Below are 18,255 nucleotides of genomic sequence, written 5' to 3'. Positions count from 1 at the left end.
GATCGGGCAGAATCTATGGCGACAACGGGTGTTTGCCGCGCGGGCCCGTCCCGTGGGTGGTGGCGACACCGGATTGCAACAGGTTCTGAAAGGGTGATCCGATGCAGGGTGTGCGGCCGGTGCGAGCGGAACGGGTCGGCGAGTGGGACCTCGAGGCGGACGTGGTGGTGGTGGGCTATGGCATCGCGGGCGTGTGCGCGGCTATCGAGGCGGCGCGCGCGGGTGCGGACGTACTGGTGCTCGAGCGCACCGGCGGCTGGGGCGGGGCCGCCGCGCTGTCGGGTGGGTGGATCTACCTGGGCGGCGGCACCGGTCTGCAGCGCGCGCTCGGCTTCGAGGACTCGCCCGAGAACATGCGGGTGTTCATGACTGCGGCTCTCGGCCCGCAGGTCGACACGGCGAAGATCGACGCCTACTGCACCGGCTCGGTGGAGCACTACGGGTGGCTGGTCGACGCGGGAGTGGTGTTCAAGGAGGAGTTCTGGGCCGAGCCCGGCTGGGAGGTCCCGCACGACGAGGGGCTGGGGTACTCGGGCGGTGAGAACGCGGCGCCGTTCAACGATGTCGCCACCCCAGCCCCGCGCGGGCACGTGCCGCAGATGTCGGACAAGCGGACCGGGGTGCGCGGGGCCGGCTTCAAACTGATGGAGCCGCTGGTCGACACTGCCCAGGCGCTGCAGGTGCGGGCCGAGTACGACATGCGGGTCCGCGCGCTGGTCACCGACGGTGCGCGGGTCGCCGGGGTGGTGGCGCGGCGGTACGGCAAGGATGTGGCGGTGCAGGCCCGCCGAGGGGTCGTGCTGGCGTCGGGCAGCTTCGCCTACAACGAGGACATGGTCGCCGCGTACGCGCCGCGACTGGTCGGGCGGCCCGCGGCCGCGATCTCCGAGCACGACGGTGCCGGGATCCTGATGGCGCAGGGGGTCGGGGCCGCGCTCGCGCACATGGACGCGACCGAGGTGGCGTTCTTCGGCGATCCGCAGATGATGGCTCGCGGGATCCTGGTCAACGGGCGGGGCCAGCGGTTCATCGCCGAGGACACCTACGGCGGCCGGATCGGCCAGTCGGTGTTGATCCAACAGGACAATCAGGCCTACCTGGTGATGGATGAACGGGCGCATGAGGAGGCGCTGGGCACCGAGACCTCCACGCCCTACTTCCGGCAACCGCCCACCTGGGTCGCCGAGACCGCCGAGGAGTTGGAGGCGGAGATGGGCCTGCCGGCCGGAGCGTTGGTGAGCACCGTCGCCGTCTACAACCGGCACGCCGCCCAGGGCCGCGACCCGCTGCTGAACAAGAAGCGGCAGTGGCTGCGACCCCTGGAGGGGCCGATCGCGGCGTGGGACATGCACGGCTTCACCGCGGGTTTCACCCTCGGCGGCCTGCGCACGGACGTCCACTCCCGTGTCCTGCACGCCGACGGTGACCCCATCCCCGGCCTGTTCGCCGCGGGCCGCTGCACGTCCGGCGTATGCGCCGGCGGCTACGCCTCGGGCACCTCGCTCGGGGACGGCAGCTTCTTCGGCCGGCGGGCAGGCGTGTCGGCGGCGCGCTGAGCGCGGCGGGCGGGACCGGTGTCCGGCCCCGACATGGTGGCCCTCCTATCTGAGGAGATAGTGCACGACGCCCGGGAGACACACCGTCCTCGATCGTCTGATGGAGGTCGTCGTGCTCGGGCTCAGGTCCGGCCTCGCCCGCGGCACGCGATGGCCTTTCGCGGCCACGACGGCGACGCGCCGGGGCGGTGGCGGCGGAACACACGATCCGCGGCCTCCCGAGGCCCGACCCCACCCGACGAGGAGCGGACCGACATACCCGGACAGCCCCTGATGTCGCCTAAGCTGCAGGATCATGACGCACCGGTCCGACGATCCCGCCGCGCGCCCGCAGCCCGTCCGTCGCCCCAGCCGTCTCGCCGGCTCCGCCGCGACGCGCGGTATCCCGCGCTGGGCGCAGTACAGCCCCGCTGCCACGGCGTATGTTCTGGTGGCATCCGCACTGTTGGGGGCGGTCGTGATGCTGGTCGCACTCGCTGTCCACGGCACGCCCGCCACGCACTCGCCTGCCGGCTCGTCTGCGGCGGCCCACTCGACTGCAGGCCTCGCGACCACTTCCTCGTCGACTCCGTCGTCGGCGGAGTCCGCGACGCCGTCGTCCGGGATCGGCGCCCCGTCCGCTCCGGCATCGTCTGCCCCCTCCGCGGGGAAGAGGCCCTCGACGACCGCTCCTGTCGCCGCGCCGCGGCCGGCCCAGACGACCAAGAACGTCGAGGTGCCGACGCCCCGGCGGCACGCTCCGCGGGCGGCACGGTCGTCCTGCCCTCCGACGTTGCACTGGGTGTACCGGAAGTCGACCGGAACATACGAGCGGATTCCCCTCCCCTGCTGACGCGTGGGTGAGGATCCTCGCCGTTCCGTCCCCTAGAGACTGGAACGTGTTCTAGTCTATGCTGCAGAAGTGAGGCAGGACACTGTGGAAAACCGCAGCTCAAGCCGCAGAACTTGTTACAGCGATGCAGTCGAGGAGACCCGATGACAGCCGAGCCGGGTGCGGTGGTCGACGAGTACGACGTGATCGTGGTGGGCAGCGGAGCCGGCGGGATGACCGCGGCCCTCGCCGCGGCCCACCGGGGCCTGTCGGTGCTGATCGTCGAGAAGGCCGCGCACTTCGGCGGCTCGACGGCCCGCTCGGGTGGGGGCGTGTGGATCCCGTGCAACGAGGCGCTGACCTCGACCGGGATCCGCGATACGCGCGAGGACGCCCGACGCTATCTGCACGCGATAGTCGGCACCGGTCCGGACGCGAGCGGCAACCAGGTCCCGCCCGAGCGGATCGATACGTACATCGACCGCGGCCCCGAGGTGGTGTCGTTCGTCCACCGCACCACTCCGCTGCGGCTGCGGTGGGTGCCGGGCTATTCCGACTACTACCCCGAGGCGCCGGGCGGCCGCGCGCAGGGCCGCTCGGTGGAGCCGCGCCCGTTCGACGGCCGGCGGCTCGGGCCCGAACTGCGGAACCTCGAGCCCGACTACACCAAGGCCCCGATGAACCTCGTGGTCACGCAGGCCGACTACAAGTGGCTCAACCTCCTGGCCCGCGACATCCGCGGGCCGCTACGAGCCCTGCGCGTCGGTGGGCGGCTGATCCGGGGCAAGGTCCGCCGCCAGCACCTGCTGGGGCGCGGCCAGGCCCTCGCCGCCGGACTGCGCGCCGGACTGCTCGAGGTGGGTGTTCCGGTCCGGCTCGAGACGCCGCTGCGATCGCTCGTGACCGACGGTGCCCGGGTCACGGGGGTGACGATCGGCGCGCCCGACGGTGACCGCACGATCGCGGCCCGGCGGGGGGTTCTGTTGGCGGCGGGCGGCTTCGAGCACAGCGCGGACATGCGGCAGCGCTACCAGCGTGAGCCCATCGGCACGGAGTGGACGAATGGGGTGCCGGCCAACACGGGCGACGCGATCCGGGCGGGCATGGCCGTCGGCGGAGATGTCGCGTTCATGGGCGACGCGTGGTGGGGACCGGCGATCCCGCTGCCGGGCGGCCCGTGGTTCTGTCTCGCGGAACGCTCGCTGCCGGGCAGCATCATGGTCAACGCCCGCGGCCGACGCTTCGTCAACGAGTCCGCGCCGTACGTCGAGGCGACGCACGCGATGTACGGGGGCGAGTTCGGCCAGGGCGACGGGCCCGGGGAGAACGTGCCGGCCTGGCTGGTCTTCGACCAGCGGTACCGAAACCGGTACATGTTCGCCGGCCTCGGGCCGCGCCAGGCGCTGCCCGGGCGCTGGTTCAAGCACGGATCGCTGGTCCGCGGCGCGACCCTCGCCGAGTTGGCCGGGCGGATGGGTGTGCCCGCGGGGGCGCTGGCCGGCACCGTCGAACGCTTCAACGGTTTCGCGCACACCGGGCGTGACGACGACTTCGGCCGCGGAGAGAGCGCCTACGACCACTACTACGGTGATCCGCACAACCGGCCCAACCCCAGCCTGGGTGCGCTCGAGACGGGGCCGTTCTACGCCGCGAAGATGGTGCCAGGCGATCTGGGCACCAAGGGGGGCCTGATCACCGACACCGCCGGGCGCGTGCTGCGCGCGGACGGCACCGTCATCGCCGGCCTGTACGCCGCCGGCAACACCAGCGCCCCGGTGATGGGCCACACCTACGCGGGCCCGGGTGCCACCATCGGGCCCGCGATGGTGTTCGCCTATCTCGCGGTCGAGGACATGGCACAGTCGGACGAGGGCGTCGCCGGGGCAGCGCCCGCCGCAGCGACGGACGGGCTCGCGTGAGCGGGCAGAGAGGTGGAACGGCATGAGCGAACACGGATTCCGCACCATCGACTCGGGGTCGATCCCGACCCGCTACGCGCGGGGCTGGCACTGCCTGGGTCTGCTACGCGACTTCACCGACGGTGTGCCGCACGCGATCTCGGCGTTCGGCACCAAGCTGGTGGTGTTCCAGGGCGGAGACGGAAAGGTGAACGTCCTGGACGGCTACTGCCGGCACATGGGCGGCGACCTCACCCAGGGAAGCGTCAAGGGCAACGAAGTCGCGTGTCCGTTCCACGACTGGCGCTGGGGCGGCGACGGGAAGTGCAAGGCCATCCCCTACGCCAAACGTGTCCCGCTGCGGGCGCGAACTCGCGCCTGGCGCACCACGATCCAGAACGACCAGCTGTTCGTGTGGCACGATCCGCAGGGCGCCGTCCCGGGCCCCGAGCTGGACATCCCCGCCGTCGACGGTGACGTATCCGGGCCGGAGTGGAGCAACTGGACCTGGGACTCGGTGGTGATCGAGGGATCGAACTGCCGGGAGATCATCGACAACGTCGTGGACATGCCGCACTTCTTCTACATCCACTTCGGCCTGCCGACCTATTTCAAGAACGTCTTCGACGGCCATATCGCCTCGCAGTACCTGGACACGAAGGGGCGGAACGACGTCACCGATATCGGGCTGTCCGGCGGCGACGACGTGCTGCTGAAGTCGGAGGCGCACTACTTCGGGCCCTCGTACATGATCAACTACCTGCACAACGACTATAAGGGCCTGAAGATCGAGAATGTGCTGATCAACTGCCATTACCCGATCACGCAGGACTCGTTCAAGCTCATGTGGGGCGTGAAGGTCAAGAAGCTGCCCGGGCTCGACGACGCGAAGGCCGACCAGGTCGCAGCGCGGTTCGCCAAGAACGTCGGCCTGGGCTTCCTGCAGGATGTGGAGATCTGGCGCAACAAGACCCGCATCGACAACCCGCTGCTGTGCGAGGAGGACGGCCCGGTCTACCAGCTCCGGCGGTGGTACGAGCAGTTCTACGTGGACGCCGACGACGTGACCGACGACATGACCTCACGGTTCGAGTTCGAAGTCGACACCGCACACGCCGTGGCCGCATGGGAGGCCGAGGTGGCCGAGAACATCGCCCGCCAGGGCGCACGCGATGAACAGACGCACGGGACGGAGGTCTGAGGTGAGCTCGGCGGTCGCGCCGCCGCCGGGCGGCACGACGACGTTCGGTGTCGCTGCGACCCGCCCGGAGACCCTCGCCGACCGGCGCAGCTTCCTCACGGACGGCTTCGCGCCCGTGCGGTGCGGAGACTGCGGCACCGAAGTCTTGGTGCGTAAGACCAGCCGGGAGCAGACGTCGATCCAGTGGCTGGCCGACCCCTCGGCCACGTGTCCGGTGTTCGCGGGGCGCTCGGCGTCGGGCCGGCCCGCCTGCTCGGGCTGCCCCGCGCTACTCGAATCGATCACCACGGCAGCGAAACTCGGCAGGGTTGCGATCGGCTCGGGCGGCCCGGAGGAGGAGCGGTGACGGTGTACCGGGTCCAGGTCGGCAAGGTGGTTGCCGAGACCGAGGACGCGCACTCGATCGAATTCGTGATCCCCGATGAGCATCGCGACCGGTTCGCGTACCGTCCGGGGCAGTTCCTCACCGTGCGCGTCCCCAGCGACCGCACCGGCTCGGTCGCGCGCTGCTACTCGCTGTGTGCGGGGCCCAGCGAGGGCGCGGTGCGGGTGGCCGTCAAACGCACCGCCGGCGGGTACGCGTCGAACTGGCTGTGCGACAACGCGACCCCCGGACTCGAGCTGGACGTCCTCGCGCCGGCGGGGGTGTTCACGCCGCGCTCCCTCGACGACGACCTACTGTTGTTCGCGGGCGGCAGCGGCGTGACGCCGGTGCTGGCGATCGTCGAGGAGACGCTGGCGGCGGGCACCGGGTCGGTTGTGCTGATCTACGCCAACCGCGACGCCGGGTCCGTCATCTTCGCAGGTCGGCTCGCCGAGCTGTCGCGGGCCTACCCCGACCGGCTGACCGTGGTGCATTGGCTCGAGTCACTGCAGGGTCTACCGGCCGCGGCACAACTCGGTGCCCTGGCTCGCCCGTGGGCCGGTCGTGCGGTCTACGTGTGCGGTCCCGCGCCGTTCATGGACGCCGTGGTGGGGGCGATGGGATCGTTGGGTGTCGCGCGGCGGGACGTGCACATGGAACGGTTCCGGTCGTTGCCGCGCAACCCCTTCGAGGCGCAGGACCAGGCGGCCGCGGAGGCGGAGACACTCGCCGATGCCGAGCCGGAGGCAGTGGCCGCGTCTGCCGCGCCGGTGGTCGGCACCGTCACAGTCGATCTCGACGGGGCGACGCACACGCTCGCGTGGCCGGGCGACAAGCGCCTGCTGGACGTGATGCTCGACGCGGACCTGGCCGCCCCGTACTCGTGCCGGGAGGGCTCGTGTGGGGCGTGCGCGTGCCGACTCGTGCGCGGGCGGGTGGCGATGGCCGACAACGACGTCCTCGACGAGGCCGACATCGCCGACGGGCTGATCCTCGCATGCCAGGCCACCCCCGTGACCGACGATGTCGCGATCGACTACGGGTAGTCACTTCTCGTAGTGGTAGCGGGCCTGAAGTATCACCAGATCGTTGGACAGAACCTGATACACGAGACGATGCTCCTCGGTGATCCTCCGAGACCATGCCCCGGCGATACCGTACTTCAGAGGCTCGGGTTTCCCGATGCCTGACACAGGATCTCGAAGGGCGTCATCGATCAGCCGGTTGATCCGCTTCAGGATGGAGCGGTCGGCGGTCTGCCAGGAGACGTAGTCGTCCCATCCCTGAGAGGTGAAGACGAGCCTCACCCGCGATCCAGAGCCCGCTCGACGGCGACGCCCCTCGCGGCTTCGTCGGCGGCGTCGAGCAGGCGACGGGCGTTGACCGGCGACCGGAACAGGTACGCGGTCTCCTGCCACGCTGCATAGTCGTCGGCGGACATCAGGACGGCGTTGCCGCGTTTCGACGTGATCTCGATGGCCGTGCGGTCGTCGTTGACCTGCTCGATGAGGGGGAACAGGCTGCGGCGGGCCTCGCTGGCGGTGATGGCCATGACAGACTCCTTCCAGTGGTACTGGAAATGGTACCACCCGCGGATCGAGCACCGCTGAGTGGCACGCTCACCAAGCCGTGAGCGCTGTGGGCGCCACGACCCTCTCAGTAGCGAAGCCGTCGCCGTGATGATCTGCCCGACGCGTTTCGCGGTGCGGAGATCGACGCTGGAGCCGGTGATCTCCACGGGAGTGACGGTCTTCTCGCAGGCGGCGGCTACGTGACGGTGCGACTGTCGGGGACCAGGTCATGCGGCTCGGTGTCGAGGTCACCGATGCCGAAGCTGATGATCCGTACCGGGTGGATCCGGATGATCGGACCGACCGGTCCGTTCGCGGTATCGGTGGGCTCGACGATCGCCTCGCCGCGTCCCCGGATCTCCAGACACCGCACGCGCCAGGGCTGGACCGAGGCGATGTCGTCGACCACGAATGCGACCCGGCCGTTGGCGGCCACATTGCGGAACTTGCGGCTGGCCGCCATGGTGTAACCGCCGATGTCGATCGTGCCGGTGTCGGCGTTGTAGGCGAATCCGACGGGACTGACCTGCAGCGTGCCGTCCGGCGCCGCCGTGGCGAGGCGGCCGAGCCGCTGGCCGGCGAGGTAGTCGAGTTCGATAGCGGTGAAGGGTGGGTGCGTTGCGTCGGCGGTCATGCCCACCACGGTAGAACCTCAATGGAACTCGAGGTCAATGGCCGGTATCGGCGGCCTCCTGCGTCGCGGTGGCCATCGCCCGATCCACCTCCCAGAACGCGCGCAGCGAAGCGATCCGGCCGGCACCGTCGGCGCGGTAGACGAAGACGCCCTCGGCGTCGATCCGCATGCCGCCCACCGATGTTCGGATCGTGCCCACGTAGGCCACCTCGTCGCCGCACGCGAACGAGTCGCGGTAGTCGAACTCGATGGTGTCGGCGTTCGCGATGGTCGCGTCCCAGAAGGCGGCGATCGCGTCGCGGCCGTGGTGTCCTCTGCCCTCGGGGTCGAACGCCGAGCGGCCGACCGGGTCCTCGACGACACCGTCGTCGGCGAACAGCGCGAGCCATGCCTGCTTGTCCTTGGCGCGCACCGCGGTACGGGACGCCTCGGCGGCGATGCGGGCGGGGTGGATGCGGGCGGGGTGGATATCGGTCATGAGGGTCCTCGGATCAGGCGAAGCGGGTGATGACGGTGTCGGCATATCGGCGGAGGTGGTCGACCTTCTTCTGCAGGGACTCGGTGTCCGGCCCGACCTGGTAGGGCACGCGGAAGCCGACGATGACGTCGGTGACGCCGCGGTCCTCGAGGCGCTTGACCCCGTCGACGGTGTACGCGTCGAGCGAGATGACGTGCACCTCGAACGGCAGCGTGCGGGGCACGTCGCGCTGCGCCTCCAGTTCGGCGATGCGGCCGAGCATCCGATCGAGGTCACCGGCGTCGCCCCCGGCGTGCATCCAACCGTCGCCGAGTCGCACCGCGCGCCGGAGCGCGGCATCGCTGTGACCGCCCACCAGGATCGGCATGGGCCGGCGGGGCGCGGGGGTGAGCTTGATCCGCGGGATGTCGACGAACTCGCCGTGGTACTCGAAATACTCCCCCGTGCACAGACCACGGACCACCTCGATGCACTCGTCCATCCGGCGGCCGCGGTGCCCGAACGGGACGCCCATCATGGCGAAGTCCTCGGGCCACGGGCTGATCCCGACGCCGAGCGAGAACCGGTCTCCGGACAGGAACGCCAGCGATCCGGCCTGCTTCGCCACCAGCACCGGCGGCCGGATCGGCAGCTTCAGCACGAACGGGGTGAAGCGGAGCGTGCTCGTGGAGGCGGCGAGCGCCGCCGACAGGACGAAGGTCTCGACGAAGGCCTTGCCGTCGAGGAACTCACGGTCGCCGCCCGGCGTGTACGGATAGGTGGCGTCCGACTCCTCGGGGTACGCGATGCTGTCGGCGACGACCATCGACGTGTACCCGGCTGCCTCGGCCGCCTGCGCGAGCGGGATGTAGTAGGCGGGATCGGTCATCGCCTCGGCGTAGGTGAACCGCACCGTGCTCTCCTCCTGTCGGCCGTACCGCTGCGCGTCCTTGCGGCGCAGCACTACTCTTGTTAAAACTAGAACAAGTTCCAATTCATGTCGCGGGTTTCGCCGAGGTCGGTCGGGTCGGGCGGAGTCTCGCGGAGGTTCGAGGGAGGAGGCCGGGTGCGGTTCGAGGCGGACGAGGCGGTGGACGCGGCGAGGCGACTCGCGGCCGACGTACTGGCGCGGGAGGCGGACGCCGGCGCCCACGAACGGTGGGCCGCGCTGGCGAAGGCGGACCTGCTGGGGTTGGCAGTCCCCGAGGACTGCGGTGGAGCCGGGCTGGGTGTCGAGGCTGTGGCCGCTGTGCTCACCGCCGTGGGTGAAGGCGCCGCCGAGGTGCCGGCACTCGCGACCCTCGCACTGGGCGTTCTGCCGATCGCCTGCTACGGCACCGCCGCGCAGCGCGCGTCGGTGCTGCCGGGAGTCGTCACGGGCACCACCGTGATCACGGGCGCCCTCAGCGAGCCGGATCGGCCCCTGGCCGCGTCGCCGTCGACCACCGCCACGTCCGACGGCGACGGGTGGCGGCTCGACGGCGTCAAGACCGCTGTACCGTACGCGGGCGATGCGCAGCTGATCCTGGTGACGGCGACGCTCGATGACGGGATCGGGGTCTTCCTCGTCGAGCCCGGTGCGGCGGACGTGACGGTGGTGCCGTCACCGTCGGCCTCCGGTGCGCCCGAGGCCACCGTCCGGCTCGAGGGCGTACTGCTGCCACGGGACGCGCTCCTGGGCGACGCCGCACACGCCGGGGATGCGGCTGCCGCGCTGCGCCGGTTCGCGCTCGTGGGCGCTGCTGCGGTGGCGGACGGTGCCCTCGCCGGCGCCCTCGCGCTGACCGCCACGCACGTGCGGAGCCGCGAGCAGTTCGGACGCCCGCTGGCGGCGTTCCAGGCCGTGGCCCAGCAGATCGCAGACGTGTACATCGCCTCGCGGACAATGCATCTCGCGGCGCTGTCGGCGGCGTGGGAACCGGGTGCCGGGAATGCGCCCGCGCTCGCCGCGTACTGGCTGGCCGCCGAGACACCCGCGGCCATGCGGACCTGCCACCACCTGCACGGCGGGATCGGCGTCGACATCGGCTATCCGCTGCACCAGTACTACTCGCTGCTCAAGGACCTGAGCCGGATGGTGGGCGGACCCGAGCACACGCTGCGCGCGATCGGCTCCGCGACCGCGCGGCCGGCGGCGGACGACGTCGAGGGCGACGGCCGGTACATCGCGCTCACGCCTGCGCAGGCGGCGCTGCAGGCCGACCTGCGCGAGTACTTCGCCGGGCTGATGACGGAATCCGAGCGCGCGACGATGCTGACCGAGCGACACGGCCCCGTGTTCCGGGACCTGGTGCGGCGGATGGGAACCGACGGACGGCTCGGCGTCGGCTGGCCCGCAGAGTACGGCGGACAGGGCTACGGTCCCGTCGAGCAGTACCTGTTCGTCAACGAGGCGGCGCGCGCCGACATCCAGCTGCCGTCGGTGACGCTGCAGACCGTGGGACCCACGCTGCAGACGTTCGGCACCGACGAGCAGCGGGCCGAGTTCCTGCCGCGGATCCTCTCCGGGGACGTGCATTTCGCCATCGGCTATACCGAGCCGGACGCCGGCACCGACCTCGCCGCCCTGCGCACCAGGGCCGTGCGCCGCGGCGACGAGTACGTCGTGAACGGCCAGAAGGCCTTCACCACCGGTGGGCACGACGCCGACTACATCTGGCTGGCGGTGCGCACCGACCCCGACGCGCCGCGGCACCGCGGGATCTCGATCCTGATCGTGGACACCCGCGATCCGGGCTACAGCTGGACCCCGATCCTCACCTGCGACGGCGCGCACCACGTGAACGCGACCTATTACGAGGACGTGCGCGTCCCCGCGAACCACCTTGTGGGGCAGGAGAACGACGGGTGGCGGCTGATCACCACGCAGCTGAATCACGAGCGGGTCATGCTGGGGCCGTCCGGCCGGATCGGCGGGGTGGGTGATCGTGTCGAGCGCTGGGCGTCGGCGCGGGACCTGCTGGCGCACCCGGACGTTCGTGCGGCGCTCGCGCGGGTGCGTGCCACCGAGCGGATCAACGAGCTGCTCAACTGGCAGGTCGCGGCGGCCGATACCGCGGACGTGGCCGCGATTGTGGCGGACGCCTCGGCCACCAAGGTGTTCGGGTCCGAGCGGATACAGGAGGTGGTCCCGCTGCTCGAGGACGTGGTCGGCCGGCTGGGCGACCCGTCCGAGCCGGAGACGGCGGCGCTCCTGCGCCGGCTCGACGTGCAGGCGAAGCGGAACCTGGTGCTCACCTTCGGCGGCGGGGTCAATGAGATCCAGCGCGAACTGATCGCCCAGATGGGCCTCGGTCTGCCGAGGGTACCGAGATGACCGGAGTGGAGGCGGGTGTGGCCGAGACCGTGCGGGCGGCCGCCGACCGGATCGCGGCGTGGGGGGAGTCGTCCCCACGCCCCGCGCGGGACCCGGTGAACCAGGCCATGATCCACAACTGGGTCGAGGCGATCGGCGACGCGAACCCGGTGTACGTCGACGCGGAGATCGCGGCGGCGTCGGTGCACGGCGGGCTGGTGGCGCCGCCCGCGATGGCGCAGGTGTGGACGATGCCGGGGCTGCGCGGGACCCGCACCGCAGACGACCCGCTCGGGGCGATGATGGCGGACCTCGACGCCGCCGGCTACACCTCCGTGGTCGCCACCGACTCGCAGCAGACCTACCACCGGTACCTGCGGGTGGGCGAGCGGCTGACCGCCTCCGCCCGGCTCGAGGACGTACAGGGGCCCAAGCGGACCGCGCTCGGCGAGGGCTGGTTCGTGACCACCCGCACCGTGTGGCGGGTCGGGGACGAGGTGGTGGCCGAGATGACGTTCCGGGTACTGAAATTCGCGCCGCCGGTGTCCGAGCTCCCCGCCGCCCGCCCCGACGCGGGTCCGTCCGGTCGGATCATCGACGCGCCCGAACACGCCGCCGGGGTGCTGCGGCCGGTGATCTCGCGCGACACCGAGTTCTTCTGGGCGGGGACGCGGATCGGCGAGCTGCGGATCCAGCGGTGGGGCGGCGAAGGCGGTGCGCTGCGGCACCCGCCCGGCACCGTCGGGCCCGACGGCGACCTGGGTGCCGTCCCCGACCACGTCGTGGCCTCCGGCCGCGGCACCGTGTACTCGTATGTGGTCCACCACCATCCGCCCGTGCCGGGCAAACGGCTGCCGTTCGTGGTGGCGCTGGTGCAGCTGCCCGAGGGCGTCCGGGTGCTCGGCGAGCTCATCGGCGCCGAGCCCGATGCCGTGCACGTGGGCATGCCCGTGCAGGCCGTGTTCCTGCGCGTCGACGACGACACGACCCTGCCCGCCTGGGAGGCACTGTGACCCCGAGAAATCCGACGGCCACGCTGAGACTCGGGGAGGTACCTGTGGGCACGGAGCTGCCGGAGCTCGTGCTGGCCGCGACGCCGACGTTCATCGTGTCCACCGCGCTCGCCACCCGGGACTTCCAGGACGTGCACCACGACCGCGATGCGGCGCACGCCCGCGGATCGAAGGACATCTTCGTGAACATCCTCACCGACAACGGCCTCGTCCAGCGGTATGTGACCGACTGGGCCGGGCCCGACGCGATCGTGCGGTCGATCGCGATCCGGCTCGGGGTGCCCTGCTACGCGTACGACACCCTGACGTTCCGCGGCTCGGTCGCCGACCACGTCGAGGTCGGCGGCGAGCAGCGGGTCGTGGTCGCGGTGTCCGCGCGCGACTCGCTGGGCGACCACATCACCGGCACCGTCGCAGTGGTGCTGCCCGCATGAGCGGGCTGTCGGGCCGCGCGGCCATCGTCGGCATCGGGGCGACCGAGTTCTCCAAGGACTCCGGGCGCAGCGAGCTGCGGCTCGCGACCGAGGCGATCCGGGCCGCGCTCGCCGACGCCGGGCTGGCCCCAGCCGCCGTCGACGGCCTCGTCACCTTCACGATGGACACCAGCAGCGAGATCGCCGTCGCGCGGGAACTCGGGCTGGAGTCGCTGAAGTTCTTCAGCCGCATCAACTTCGGCGGCGGCGCCGCGGCCGCGACCGTGCAGCAGGCCGCGATGGCGGTGGCCACCGGCGTGGCCGACGTCGTGGTGGCCTACCGCGCGTTCAACGAGCGGTCGGGGCACCGGTTCGGGCGCGCGTCGGCGGCCGCGGCGCAGCAGGTCAACAGCAACGGCGTCGACAACAGCTTCCACTACCCCATGGGCATCGCGACGCCGGCGGCCACCGTCGCGATGTCGGCGCGCCGCTACATGCACCTCTACGGCGCCACGAGTGCGGATTTCGGGCGGATCGCGGTGATCGACCGGGCCAACGCCGCGACCAACCCGAACGCGTGGTTCTTCGGCCGGCCGATCACCCTCGAGGAGCATCAGGCGTCCCGCTGGATCGCCGAACCGCTCCGGCTGCTCGACTGCTGTCAGGAGTCCGACGGCGGTGTGGCGCTGGTGATCACGAGCGTCGAGCGGGCCCAGGATCTGGCCCGTCCCCCGGCCGTGATCGCCGCTGCGGCGCAGGGCAGCGGGCCCGACCAGTACGTCATGACGAGCTACTACCGCGACGACGTCGCCGCGCTGCCCGAGATGGGCGTGGTCGCGGGCGAGCTGTGGCGGCAGGCCGGTCTCTCGCCCGCCGACGTGGACGTGGCGATCCTCTACGACCACTTCACGCCCTACGTGCTGATGCAGCTCGAGGAGCTCGGCTTCTGTGGCCGGGGCGAGGCCCGCGAGTTCATCGCGGATGGTCGCCTCGAGATCGGTGGCCGGTTGCCGCTCAACCCGCACGGCGGCCAGCTCGGCGAGGCATACATCCACGGGATGAACGGAATCGCCGAGGGGGTGCGGCAGGTCCGCGGCGAGGCCGTCAACCAGATCGACAGTGCCCGGACGGCGCTGGTGACCGCTGGCACCGGGGTGCCGACCAGCGGCCTGCTGCTGAGTACAGTCGATCCGTGAGTGAAACGACCGAATCGACCGCAGGCGACCGCCGGAGCGACTTTCCGCGCTTCCGGCCCGCCACCCCGCCGCCGGTCTTCGGGGAGTTCGTCGAGACCATGCGGCACCTGCAGGACCTGACGGTGGCGGTCGATGCGCCCGCGGACGTGTACGCCACCGCGCTCGCGCAGGCGCAGGCGCTGGTCGAGACGCTGGAACCCTACGACGCGCCGGAGGGCCGCGGACCGGCCGGACGCGTCATGGATCTGCCCGGCCGCGGCAGCCTGCTGATGCCGCCGTGGCGGGTGGAGAAGTTCGACGCCGACGGTGTCCGTGCCCGCGGCGAGCTGCGGCGCTATCACCTCGGTGGCGGCGGCGTGGCGCACGGCGGCGTCCTCCCGCTGCTGTTCGACGACAACTTCGGCATGGTGGTGTACGCCGCCAGGCGCCCGATCAGCCGCACCGCGTACCTGCACGTCGACTACCGCAAGGTGACGCCGCTGAACACACCGCTCGTCATCGAGGGGGCGGTGCAGTCGGTGGACGGGCGCAAGACGTTGATCCGCTCGAAGCTGATGGACGAGGACGGCACCCTCCTCGCCGAGGGGGAGGGCCTGATGGTCGCGCTGCTCCCCGGCCAGCCGTGAGCCGCGCAGCGTGACCGCCTGACGGTCGGCCCTACTTCGGGAGCGCCGAGTCGATACCGCGAACGTCGCTGATGACCCAGTCGCGCCTGGTATCGACGGTGACGGCGTACGTCGCCGTGGACGGCATGCCCGACGGTGTCTGCGTGGTCTTGGTGATGACACTGACGAAGACGTTGACGGCGATCACGCCGTTCTGGTTGGACGTGGCCACCGCGGCGATCGGCGTCGCGGTGGAACGCCACTGCACCGGCGAGTAGATCTGCTCCATCTGGGCGGCGGCCTGCTGCAGGGTGGTCGACAGTTCCGGGGTGGTGTTGGCGACCAGCGCCTTCTCCCACACCGACAGGTTCTGGTAGTCGATCGTCGCAGCCCCCACCGCGTACCTCGTGGCGACGTCCTCGGCGCGCTTGTTCTGGTCGTTGGTCGTGTCGATGGCGGCCAGGCGCCCGCGCGCGTCGTTCAGGTCGGAGCGGCCCGTGAGCCACAGCGCGCCGAACACGATGGCCACGATCGCCAGCACGACGCACAGGGCGCCGAGCGCGGCGGTGGTACGCGAGACCGACAGGGTGATCGTCTTGGGCTGGTGGGCCGCGGCGCGTTCGTCGCGGATCCGGCGTCGCCGCTCGGCGGCGGATGCGGACTCCGCTCGGTCGCCGACGGTTCGGTTCGTGTCGGCCGGGTCGGCATCGGCAGCGTTCGAGGTGCTCGCGGTGGCGTTCGAGCCGGCGCTCGGCTTCGTGAGGTCGACGGTGTCGACCGTCGTGTCCGAGCCGGGTGTGTCGGTTTCCTCTGTGGACTTGGGGGCGGAGGGCGTCAACCCGTCTCCTTCGCTGGTGGTCACGGTTGGATACTCCCCCACCGCCGTCGGTCGGTCGAGTGCGACCCGGCGACCGGTGCCGATCGAGGTACTGTAACACGTTCCACTTTCGCCACCGGGCCGTCCGACACAGTCCGGCATGGCACCGTCATCGGTCGCGCTCGTCGGCTGCCACGGCGTCAGGCCTCGCCGGCCCGGAACACTCCGCCATGGGCCTGCGAGCAATGCGGGTCCCGGATCTCCGACGGGGCTCCCGCGTGGTCGACCTGCACTGTCACGTGATCGATATCGTGCGCATCCCGCAGGACGGCGGCGATCGTGGTGCGTACGGCGTGGCAGTCTGCGCCCGGTTCGACCAGCACGTGGGCCGAGAGCGCGGGCTGGCCGGACGTGATCTCCCAGATATGCAGGTCGTGCACTTCGACCACCGATGCGACCCGCGCCAACTCGCCGCCGACCGCCTCGGGGTCGACGTCCGCGGGCGCAGCCTCGAGGAAGATCCGGCCCGACGCACGGACGAGACCCCAGCCGGCGCGCAACATGAGGACAGCGACGACCAGGGCCGCGATCGCGTCGGCGCGCGCGAAGCCCGTCGACCAGATGACGGCGCCCGCGACCGCGGTCGCGATGAACGCGAAGAGGTCGCCGAGGATGTGCTGGTACGCACCTTCGACGTTGAGCGAGGAGCGATCGGCGCGGCGGATGCACCATGTGGCGGCGAGGTTGATCACGATCCCCACCAGGGCGGTGATCAGCACGAGCCCACCCTCGACCTCGGGTGGCGTGATCAGCCGGCGGATCCCCTCGTAGAGGAAGTAGATCGTGAGCAGCAGCAGCGTGATCCCGTTGGCCTGGGCGGAGAGGATCTCGGCGCGCTTGAGCCCGTAGGTGTACCCGCCGTGCGCCGGCCGGGCGGCAAGACGGATGGCGATCAGGGCGAGCGCGATCGAAGCCGCGTCGGTGAGCATGTGCCCGGCGTCGGTGATCAAGGCCAGCGAGCCTGCCGAGATGCCGACGACCACCTCGACCGCCATGAATCCGACCAGTAACGCGAGGGCCGCGCCGAGCCAGCGGCGGTCGGCGTCGGACGACACCGAGTGGCTGTGCGTATGCCGGTGTTCGTGTCGCGCAGGCGCGTCGGCGGTGTGGTCGTGCGCGGTGTCGTGGTCGTGGCGATCCGGACTGCGCATGCTGTGCCCCCTCATCGATGGATACGTCCCAAGAATACATAAATAGATGCGCATATATCAATACGTTCGGACCTCGAGGTGGCGAGGTTGCTGCCTCCGCTCGTTCCTCGCTGCGGCAGAACCTGTCGGCACTCCGGCGTAGCGTGCGCGACAGATCCACACGGGAGGAGCACGACGATGACGGACACGACCGCAGGGCAGGCGGACCGGATCGAGGGGGTCCTGGTGGCGACGGCCGCCGGCGACGCATTGGGCGCGGGCTACGAGTTCACGACACCAGCCGCAGGCGAGGAGATCACGATGTGCGGCGGCGGTCCGTTCGGCTTCGCTCCGGGCGAGTGGACCGACGACACCGCGATGGCGGTCGGTGTAGCCGAGGGGGCGGTCGCAGGTGATCTGAGGACGCCCGCCGGTCTCGACGTCGTCGCGGCCGGCTTCCTGCGCTGGTACGGCGGCGGGCCCAAGGATGTCGGCAACCAGACCCGACGGGTCCTCGGAGGCCGCGTCGACGACACCGGCAGCGGGCTCGCGCGGGCGGCGGCGGAACTGCACGAGCAGACCGGGCATACCGGCGGAAACGGCTCGCTCATGCGGACCGCTCCGGTCGCGCTCCGCTACCTCGCGGACGCGGACGCCTGCATCGATGCCGCACGTCGCGTATCCGACCTCACCCACGCCGACCCCGAGGCCGCGCAGGCGTGCGCGCTGTGGTCGTTCGCGATCCGGCACGCGGTGCTGACCGGCACGTTCGACGGCGCTCGGCTGTACCTCGAGGTCGCCGCTCCCGCCGAGCGGGACAGGTGGGGTCCGCGCCTGGACCAGGCCGAACGGGGCGGCCCTGCGGACTTCCCGAACAACGGCTGGGTCGTGCACGCGCTGCAGACCGCGTGGTGGGCGATCACCACCACCGACGACTCGGGCCCCGGCCACCTGCCCGCCGCGTTGGAGCGGGCCGTCCGTGCGGGCAACGACACCGATACCACCGCCGCCATCGCGGGCGGACTGCTCGGGGCTCGCTGGGGCAGGTCGGCCGTACCCGCCGAGTGGCAGGCGAAGCTGCACGGGTGGCCCGGCTACCGGGCGGACGACCTGGCGCGGCTCGCCGGGGCCGTCGCGCTCGCGGCGACGCGGACCGGGTGACGGGGCGCGCGGTGAAGTCGGAGGCCAAGCGGTCTTAGGAAGACAACCACTAGTCCCAACTCCTTGGCTCACC

At 71.1% G+C, this 18,255-nt stretch carries 19 protein-coding genes and 1 pseudogene; 13 read left to right on the top strand and 7 right to left on the bottom strand.

Features of this window, described 5'->3' with window-relative positions:
• The first annotated feature begins 101 nt into the window (after positions 1-101).
• The 6 genes from ABD908_RS18160 (at position 102) to ABD908_RS18135 (ending at position 6,876) form a co-directional block, all read left to right on the top strand.
• Complete coding sequence (locus tag ABD908_RS18160; protein WP_344998520.1) at positions 102-1,556, top strand: FAD-dependent oxidoreductase; 1,455 nt, start codon at positions 102-104, stop codon at positions 1,554-1,556.
• A gap of 295 nt (positions 1,557-1,851) precedes the next feature.
• Positions 1,852-2,388: a hypothetical protein gene (locus tag ABD908_RS18155; protein WP_344998519.1), complete on the top strand. Its 537-nt coding sequence runs from the start codon at positions 1,852-1,854 to the stop codon at positions 2,386-2,388.
• Between the two features lie 143 nt (positions 2,389-2,531).
• Positions 2,532-4,286 (top strand): 3-oxosteroid 1-dehydrogenase, encoded by a 1,755-nt coding sequence (gene kstD / locus ABD908_RS18150; protein WP_344998517.1) that lies wholly within the window; start codon positions 2,532-2,534, stop codon positions 4,284-4,286.
• A 22-nt stretch (positions 4,287-4,308) separates the two neighbouring features.
• Positions 4,309-5,466, top strand: a complete 1,158-nt coding sequence (locus tag ABD908_RS18145) for a 3-ketosteroid-9-alpha-monooxygenase, oxygenase component (protein ID WP_344998514.1) — start codon at positions 4,309-4,311, stop codon at positions 5,464-5,466.
• 1 nt (position 5,467) lies between these two features.
• Positions 5,468-5,812, top strand: a complete 345-nt coding sequence (locus tag ABD908_RS18140) for a hypothetical protein (RefSeq protein WP_344998512.1) — start codon at positions 5,468-5,470, stop codon at positions 5,810-5,812.
• Positions 5,809-6,876 (top strand): 2Fe-2S iron-sulfur cluster-binding protein, encoded by a 1,068-nt coding sequence (locus ABD908_RS18135; RefSeq protein WP_344998511.1) that lies wholly within the window; start codon positions 5,809-5,811, stop codon positions 6,874-6,876. The genes ABD908_RS18140 and ABD908_RS18135 overlap by 4 nt, the downstream gene beginning before the upstream one ends.
• On the opposite strand, the gene ABD908_RS18130 is transcribed toward ABD908_RS18135, so the two are convergent.
• The 5 genes from ABD908_RS18130 to ABD908_RS18110 form a co-directional block, all read right to left on the bottom strand.
• Entirely contained in the window at positions 6,877-7,137 is a 261-nt protein-coding gene (locus ABD908_RS18130) for a Txe/YoeB family addiction module toxin (protein ID WP_344998509.1), read from the bottom strand.
• Complete coding sequence (locus tag ABD908_RS18125) at positions 7,134-7,382, bottom strand: type II toxin-antitoxin system Phd/YefM family antitoxin (RefSeq protein WP_344998507.1); 249 nt, start codon at positions 7,380-7,382, stop codon at positions 7,134-7,136. Before ABD908_RS18125 ends, ABD908_RS18130 begins: the two co-directional genes overlap by 4 nt.
• 215 nt (positions 7,383-7,597) lie before the next feature.
• Positions 7,598-8,035, bottom strand: coding sequence for a PPOX class F420-dependent oxidoreductase (locus ABD908_RS18120; protein WP_344998505.1), 438 nt, complete (start codon positions 8,033-8,035; stop codon positions 7,598-7,600).
• 34 nt (positions 8,036-8,069) lie between these two features.
• Positions 8,070-8,513 carry a nuclear transport factor 2 family protein gene (locus ABD908_RS18115; protein WP_344998504.1) on the bottom strand — a complete coding sequence of 148 codons (444 nt, stop codon included), beginning with the start codon at positions 8,511-8,513 and terminating at the stop codon, positions 8,070-8,072.
• 13 nt (positions 8,514-8,526) lie between these two features.
• A complete protein-coding gene (locus ABD908_RS18110; RefSeq protein WP_344998544.1) occupies positions 8,527-9,405 on the bottom strand; it encodes a TIGR03619 family F420-dependent LLM class oxidoreductase in 879 nt (292 codons plus the stop codon).
• A gap of 84 nt (positions 9,406-9,489) precedes the next feature.
• Here ABD908_RS18110 and ABD908_RS18105 point away from each other — a divergent pair.
• From ABD908_RS18105 to ABD908_RS18080, 6 genes and pseudogenes are all read left to right on the top strand, one after another.
• A pseudogene (locus ABD908_RS18105) lies at positions 9,490-10,587 on the top strand (acyl-CoA dehydrogenase family protein); the annotation flags it as partial.
• A gap of 12 nt (positions 10,588-10,599) precedes the next feature.
• The gene (locus ABD908_RS18100) at positions 10,600-11,808 is read left to right on the top strand and encodes an acyl-CoA dehydrogenase family protein (protein ID WP_344998542.1); all 1,209 of its coding nucleotides are present in this window, start codon (positions 10,600-10,602) and stop codon (positions 11,806-11,808) included.
• Positions 11,805-12,800: a bifunctional MaoC family dehydratase N-terminal/OB-fold nucleic acid binding domain-containing protein gene (locus tag ABD908_RS18095; RefSeq protein WP_344998502.1), complete on the top strand. Its 996-nt coding sequence runs from the start codon at positions 11,805-11,807 to the stop codon at positions 12,798-12,800. The genes ABD908_RS18100 and ABD908_RS18095 overlap by 4 nt, the downstream gene beginning before the upstream one ends.
• A gap of 44 nt (positions 12,801-12,844) precedes the next feature.
• On the top strand, positions 12,845-13,234 hold the full coding sequence (locus ABD908_RS18090) for a MaoC family dehydratase (RefSeq protein ID WP_344998500.1): 390 nt from the start codon (positions 12,845-12,847) through the stop codon (positions 13,232-13,234).
• Entirely contained in the window at positions 13,231-14,409 is a 1,179-nt protein-coding gene (locus tag ABD908_RS18085) for a lipid-transfer protein (protein WP_344998498.1), read from the top strand. The genes ABD908_RS18090 and ABD908_RS18085 overlap by 4 nt, the downstream gene beginning before the upstream one ends.
• Positions 14,406-15,035, top strand: coding sequence for a hotdog fold domain-containing protein (locus ABD908_RS18080; RefSeq protein ID WP_344998496.1), 630 nt, complete (start codon positions 14,406-14,408; stop codon positions 15,033-15,035). The genes ABD908_RS18085 and ABD908_RS18080 overlap by 4 nt, the downstream gene beginning before the upstream one ends.
• Before the next feature lie 31 nt (positions 15,036-15,066).
• Here the strand turns inward: ABD908_RS18080 and ABD908_RS18075 are convergent, their stop codons facing one another.
• Both ABD908_RS18075 and ABD908_RS18070 read right to left on the bottom strand, forming a co-directional pair.
• Complete coding sequence (locus ABD908_RS18075; protein WP_344998495.1) at positions 15,067-15,876, bottom strand: hypothetical protein; 810 nt, start codon at positions 15,874-15,876, stop codon at positions 15,067-15,069.
• Between the two features lie 155 nt (positions 15,877-16,031).
• Complete coding sequence (locus ABD908_RS18070) at positions 16,032-16,946, bottom strand: cation diffusion facilitator family transporter (RefSeq protein ID WP_385924321.1); 915 nt, start codon at positions 16,944-16,946, stop codon at positions 16,032-16,034.
• A 273-nt stretch (positions 16,947-17,219) separates the two neighbouring features.
• Between ABD908_RS18070 and ABD908_RS18065 the strand changes: the two genes are divergently transcribed.
• Positions 17,220-18,182: an ADP-ribosylglycohydrolase family protein gene (locus tag ABD908_RS18065; RefSeq protein ID WP_344998491.1), complete on the top strand. Its 963-nt coding sequence runs from the start codon at positions 17,220-17,222 to the stop codon at positions 18,180-18,182.
• Positions 18,183-18,255: the final 73 nt, after the last annotated feature.

The organism is Tsukamurella soli (assembly GCF_039541155.1).
In the GTDB taxonomy this organism is placed as follows: Bacteria; Actinomycetota; Actinomycetes; order Mycobacteriales; family Mycobacteriaceae; genus Tsukamurella; species Tsukamurella soli.
This window is presented reverse-complemented; position numbering and strand designations above follow the sequence as displayed.

What these genes read in the sequence shown, in the direction of transcription:
- ABD908_RS18160 (WP_344998520.1), top strand. Translation starts at nt 102, where the DNA reads ATGCAGGGTGTGCGGCCGGTGCGAGCGGAACGGGTCGGCGAGTGGGAC.
- ABD908_RS18155 (WP_344998519.1), top strand. Translation starts at nt 1,852, where the DNA reads ATGACGCACCGGTCCGACGATCCCGCCGCGCGCCCGCAGCCCGTCCGT.
- kstD (WP_344998517.1), top strand. Translation starts at nt 2,532, where the DNA reads ATGACAGCCGAGCCGGGTGCGGTGGTCGACGAGTACGACGTGATCGTG.
- ABD908_RS18145 (WP_344998514.1), top strand. Translation starts at nt 4,309, where the DNA reads ATGAGCGAACACGGATTCCGCACCATCGACTCGGGGTCGATCCCGACC.
- ABD908_RS18125 (WP_344998507.1), bottom strand. Translation starts at nt 7,382, where the DNA reads ATGGCCATCACCGCCAGCGAGGCCCGCCGCAGCCTGTTCCCCCTCATC.
- ABD908_RS18120 (WP_344998505.1), bottom strand. Translation starts at nt 8,035, where the DNA reads ATGACCGCCGACGCAACGCACCCACCCTTCACCGCTATCGAACTCGAC.
- ABD908_RS18115 (WP_344998504.1), bottom strand. Translation starts at nt 8,513, where the DNA reads ATGACCGATATCCACCCCGCCCGCATCCACCCCGCCCGCATCGCCGCC.
- ABD908_RS18095 (WP_344998502.1), top strand. Translation starts at nt 11,805, where the DNA reads ATGACCGGAGTGGAGGCGGGTGTGGCCGAGACCGTGCGGGCGGCCGCC.
- ABD908_RS18085 (WP_344998498.1), top strand. Translation starts at nt 13,231, where the DNA reads ATGAGCGGGCTGTCGGGCCGCGCGGCCATCGTCGGCATCGGGGCGACC.
- ABD908_RS18065 (WP_344998491.1), top strand. Translation starts at nt 17,220, where the DNA reads ATGACGGACACGACCGCAGGGCAGGCGGACCGGATCGAGGGGGTCCTG.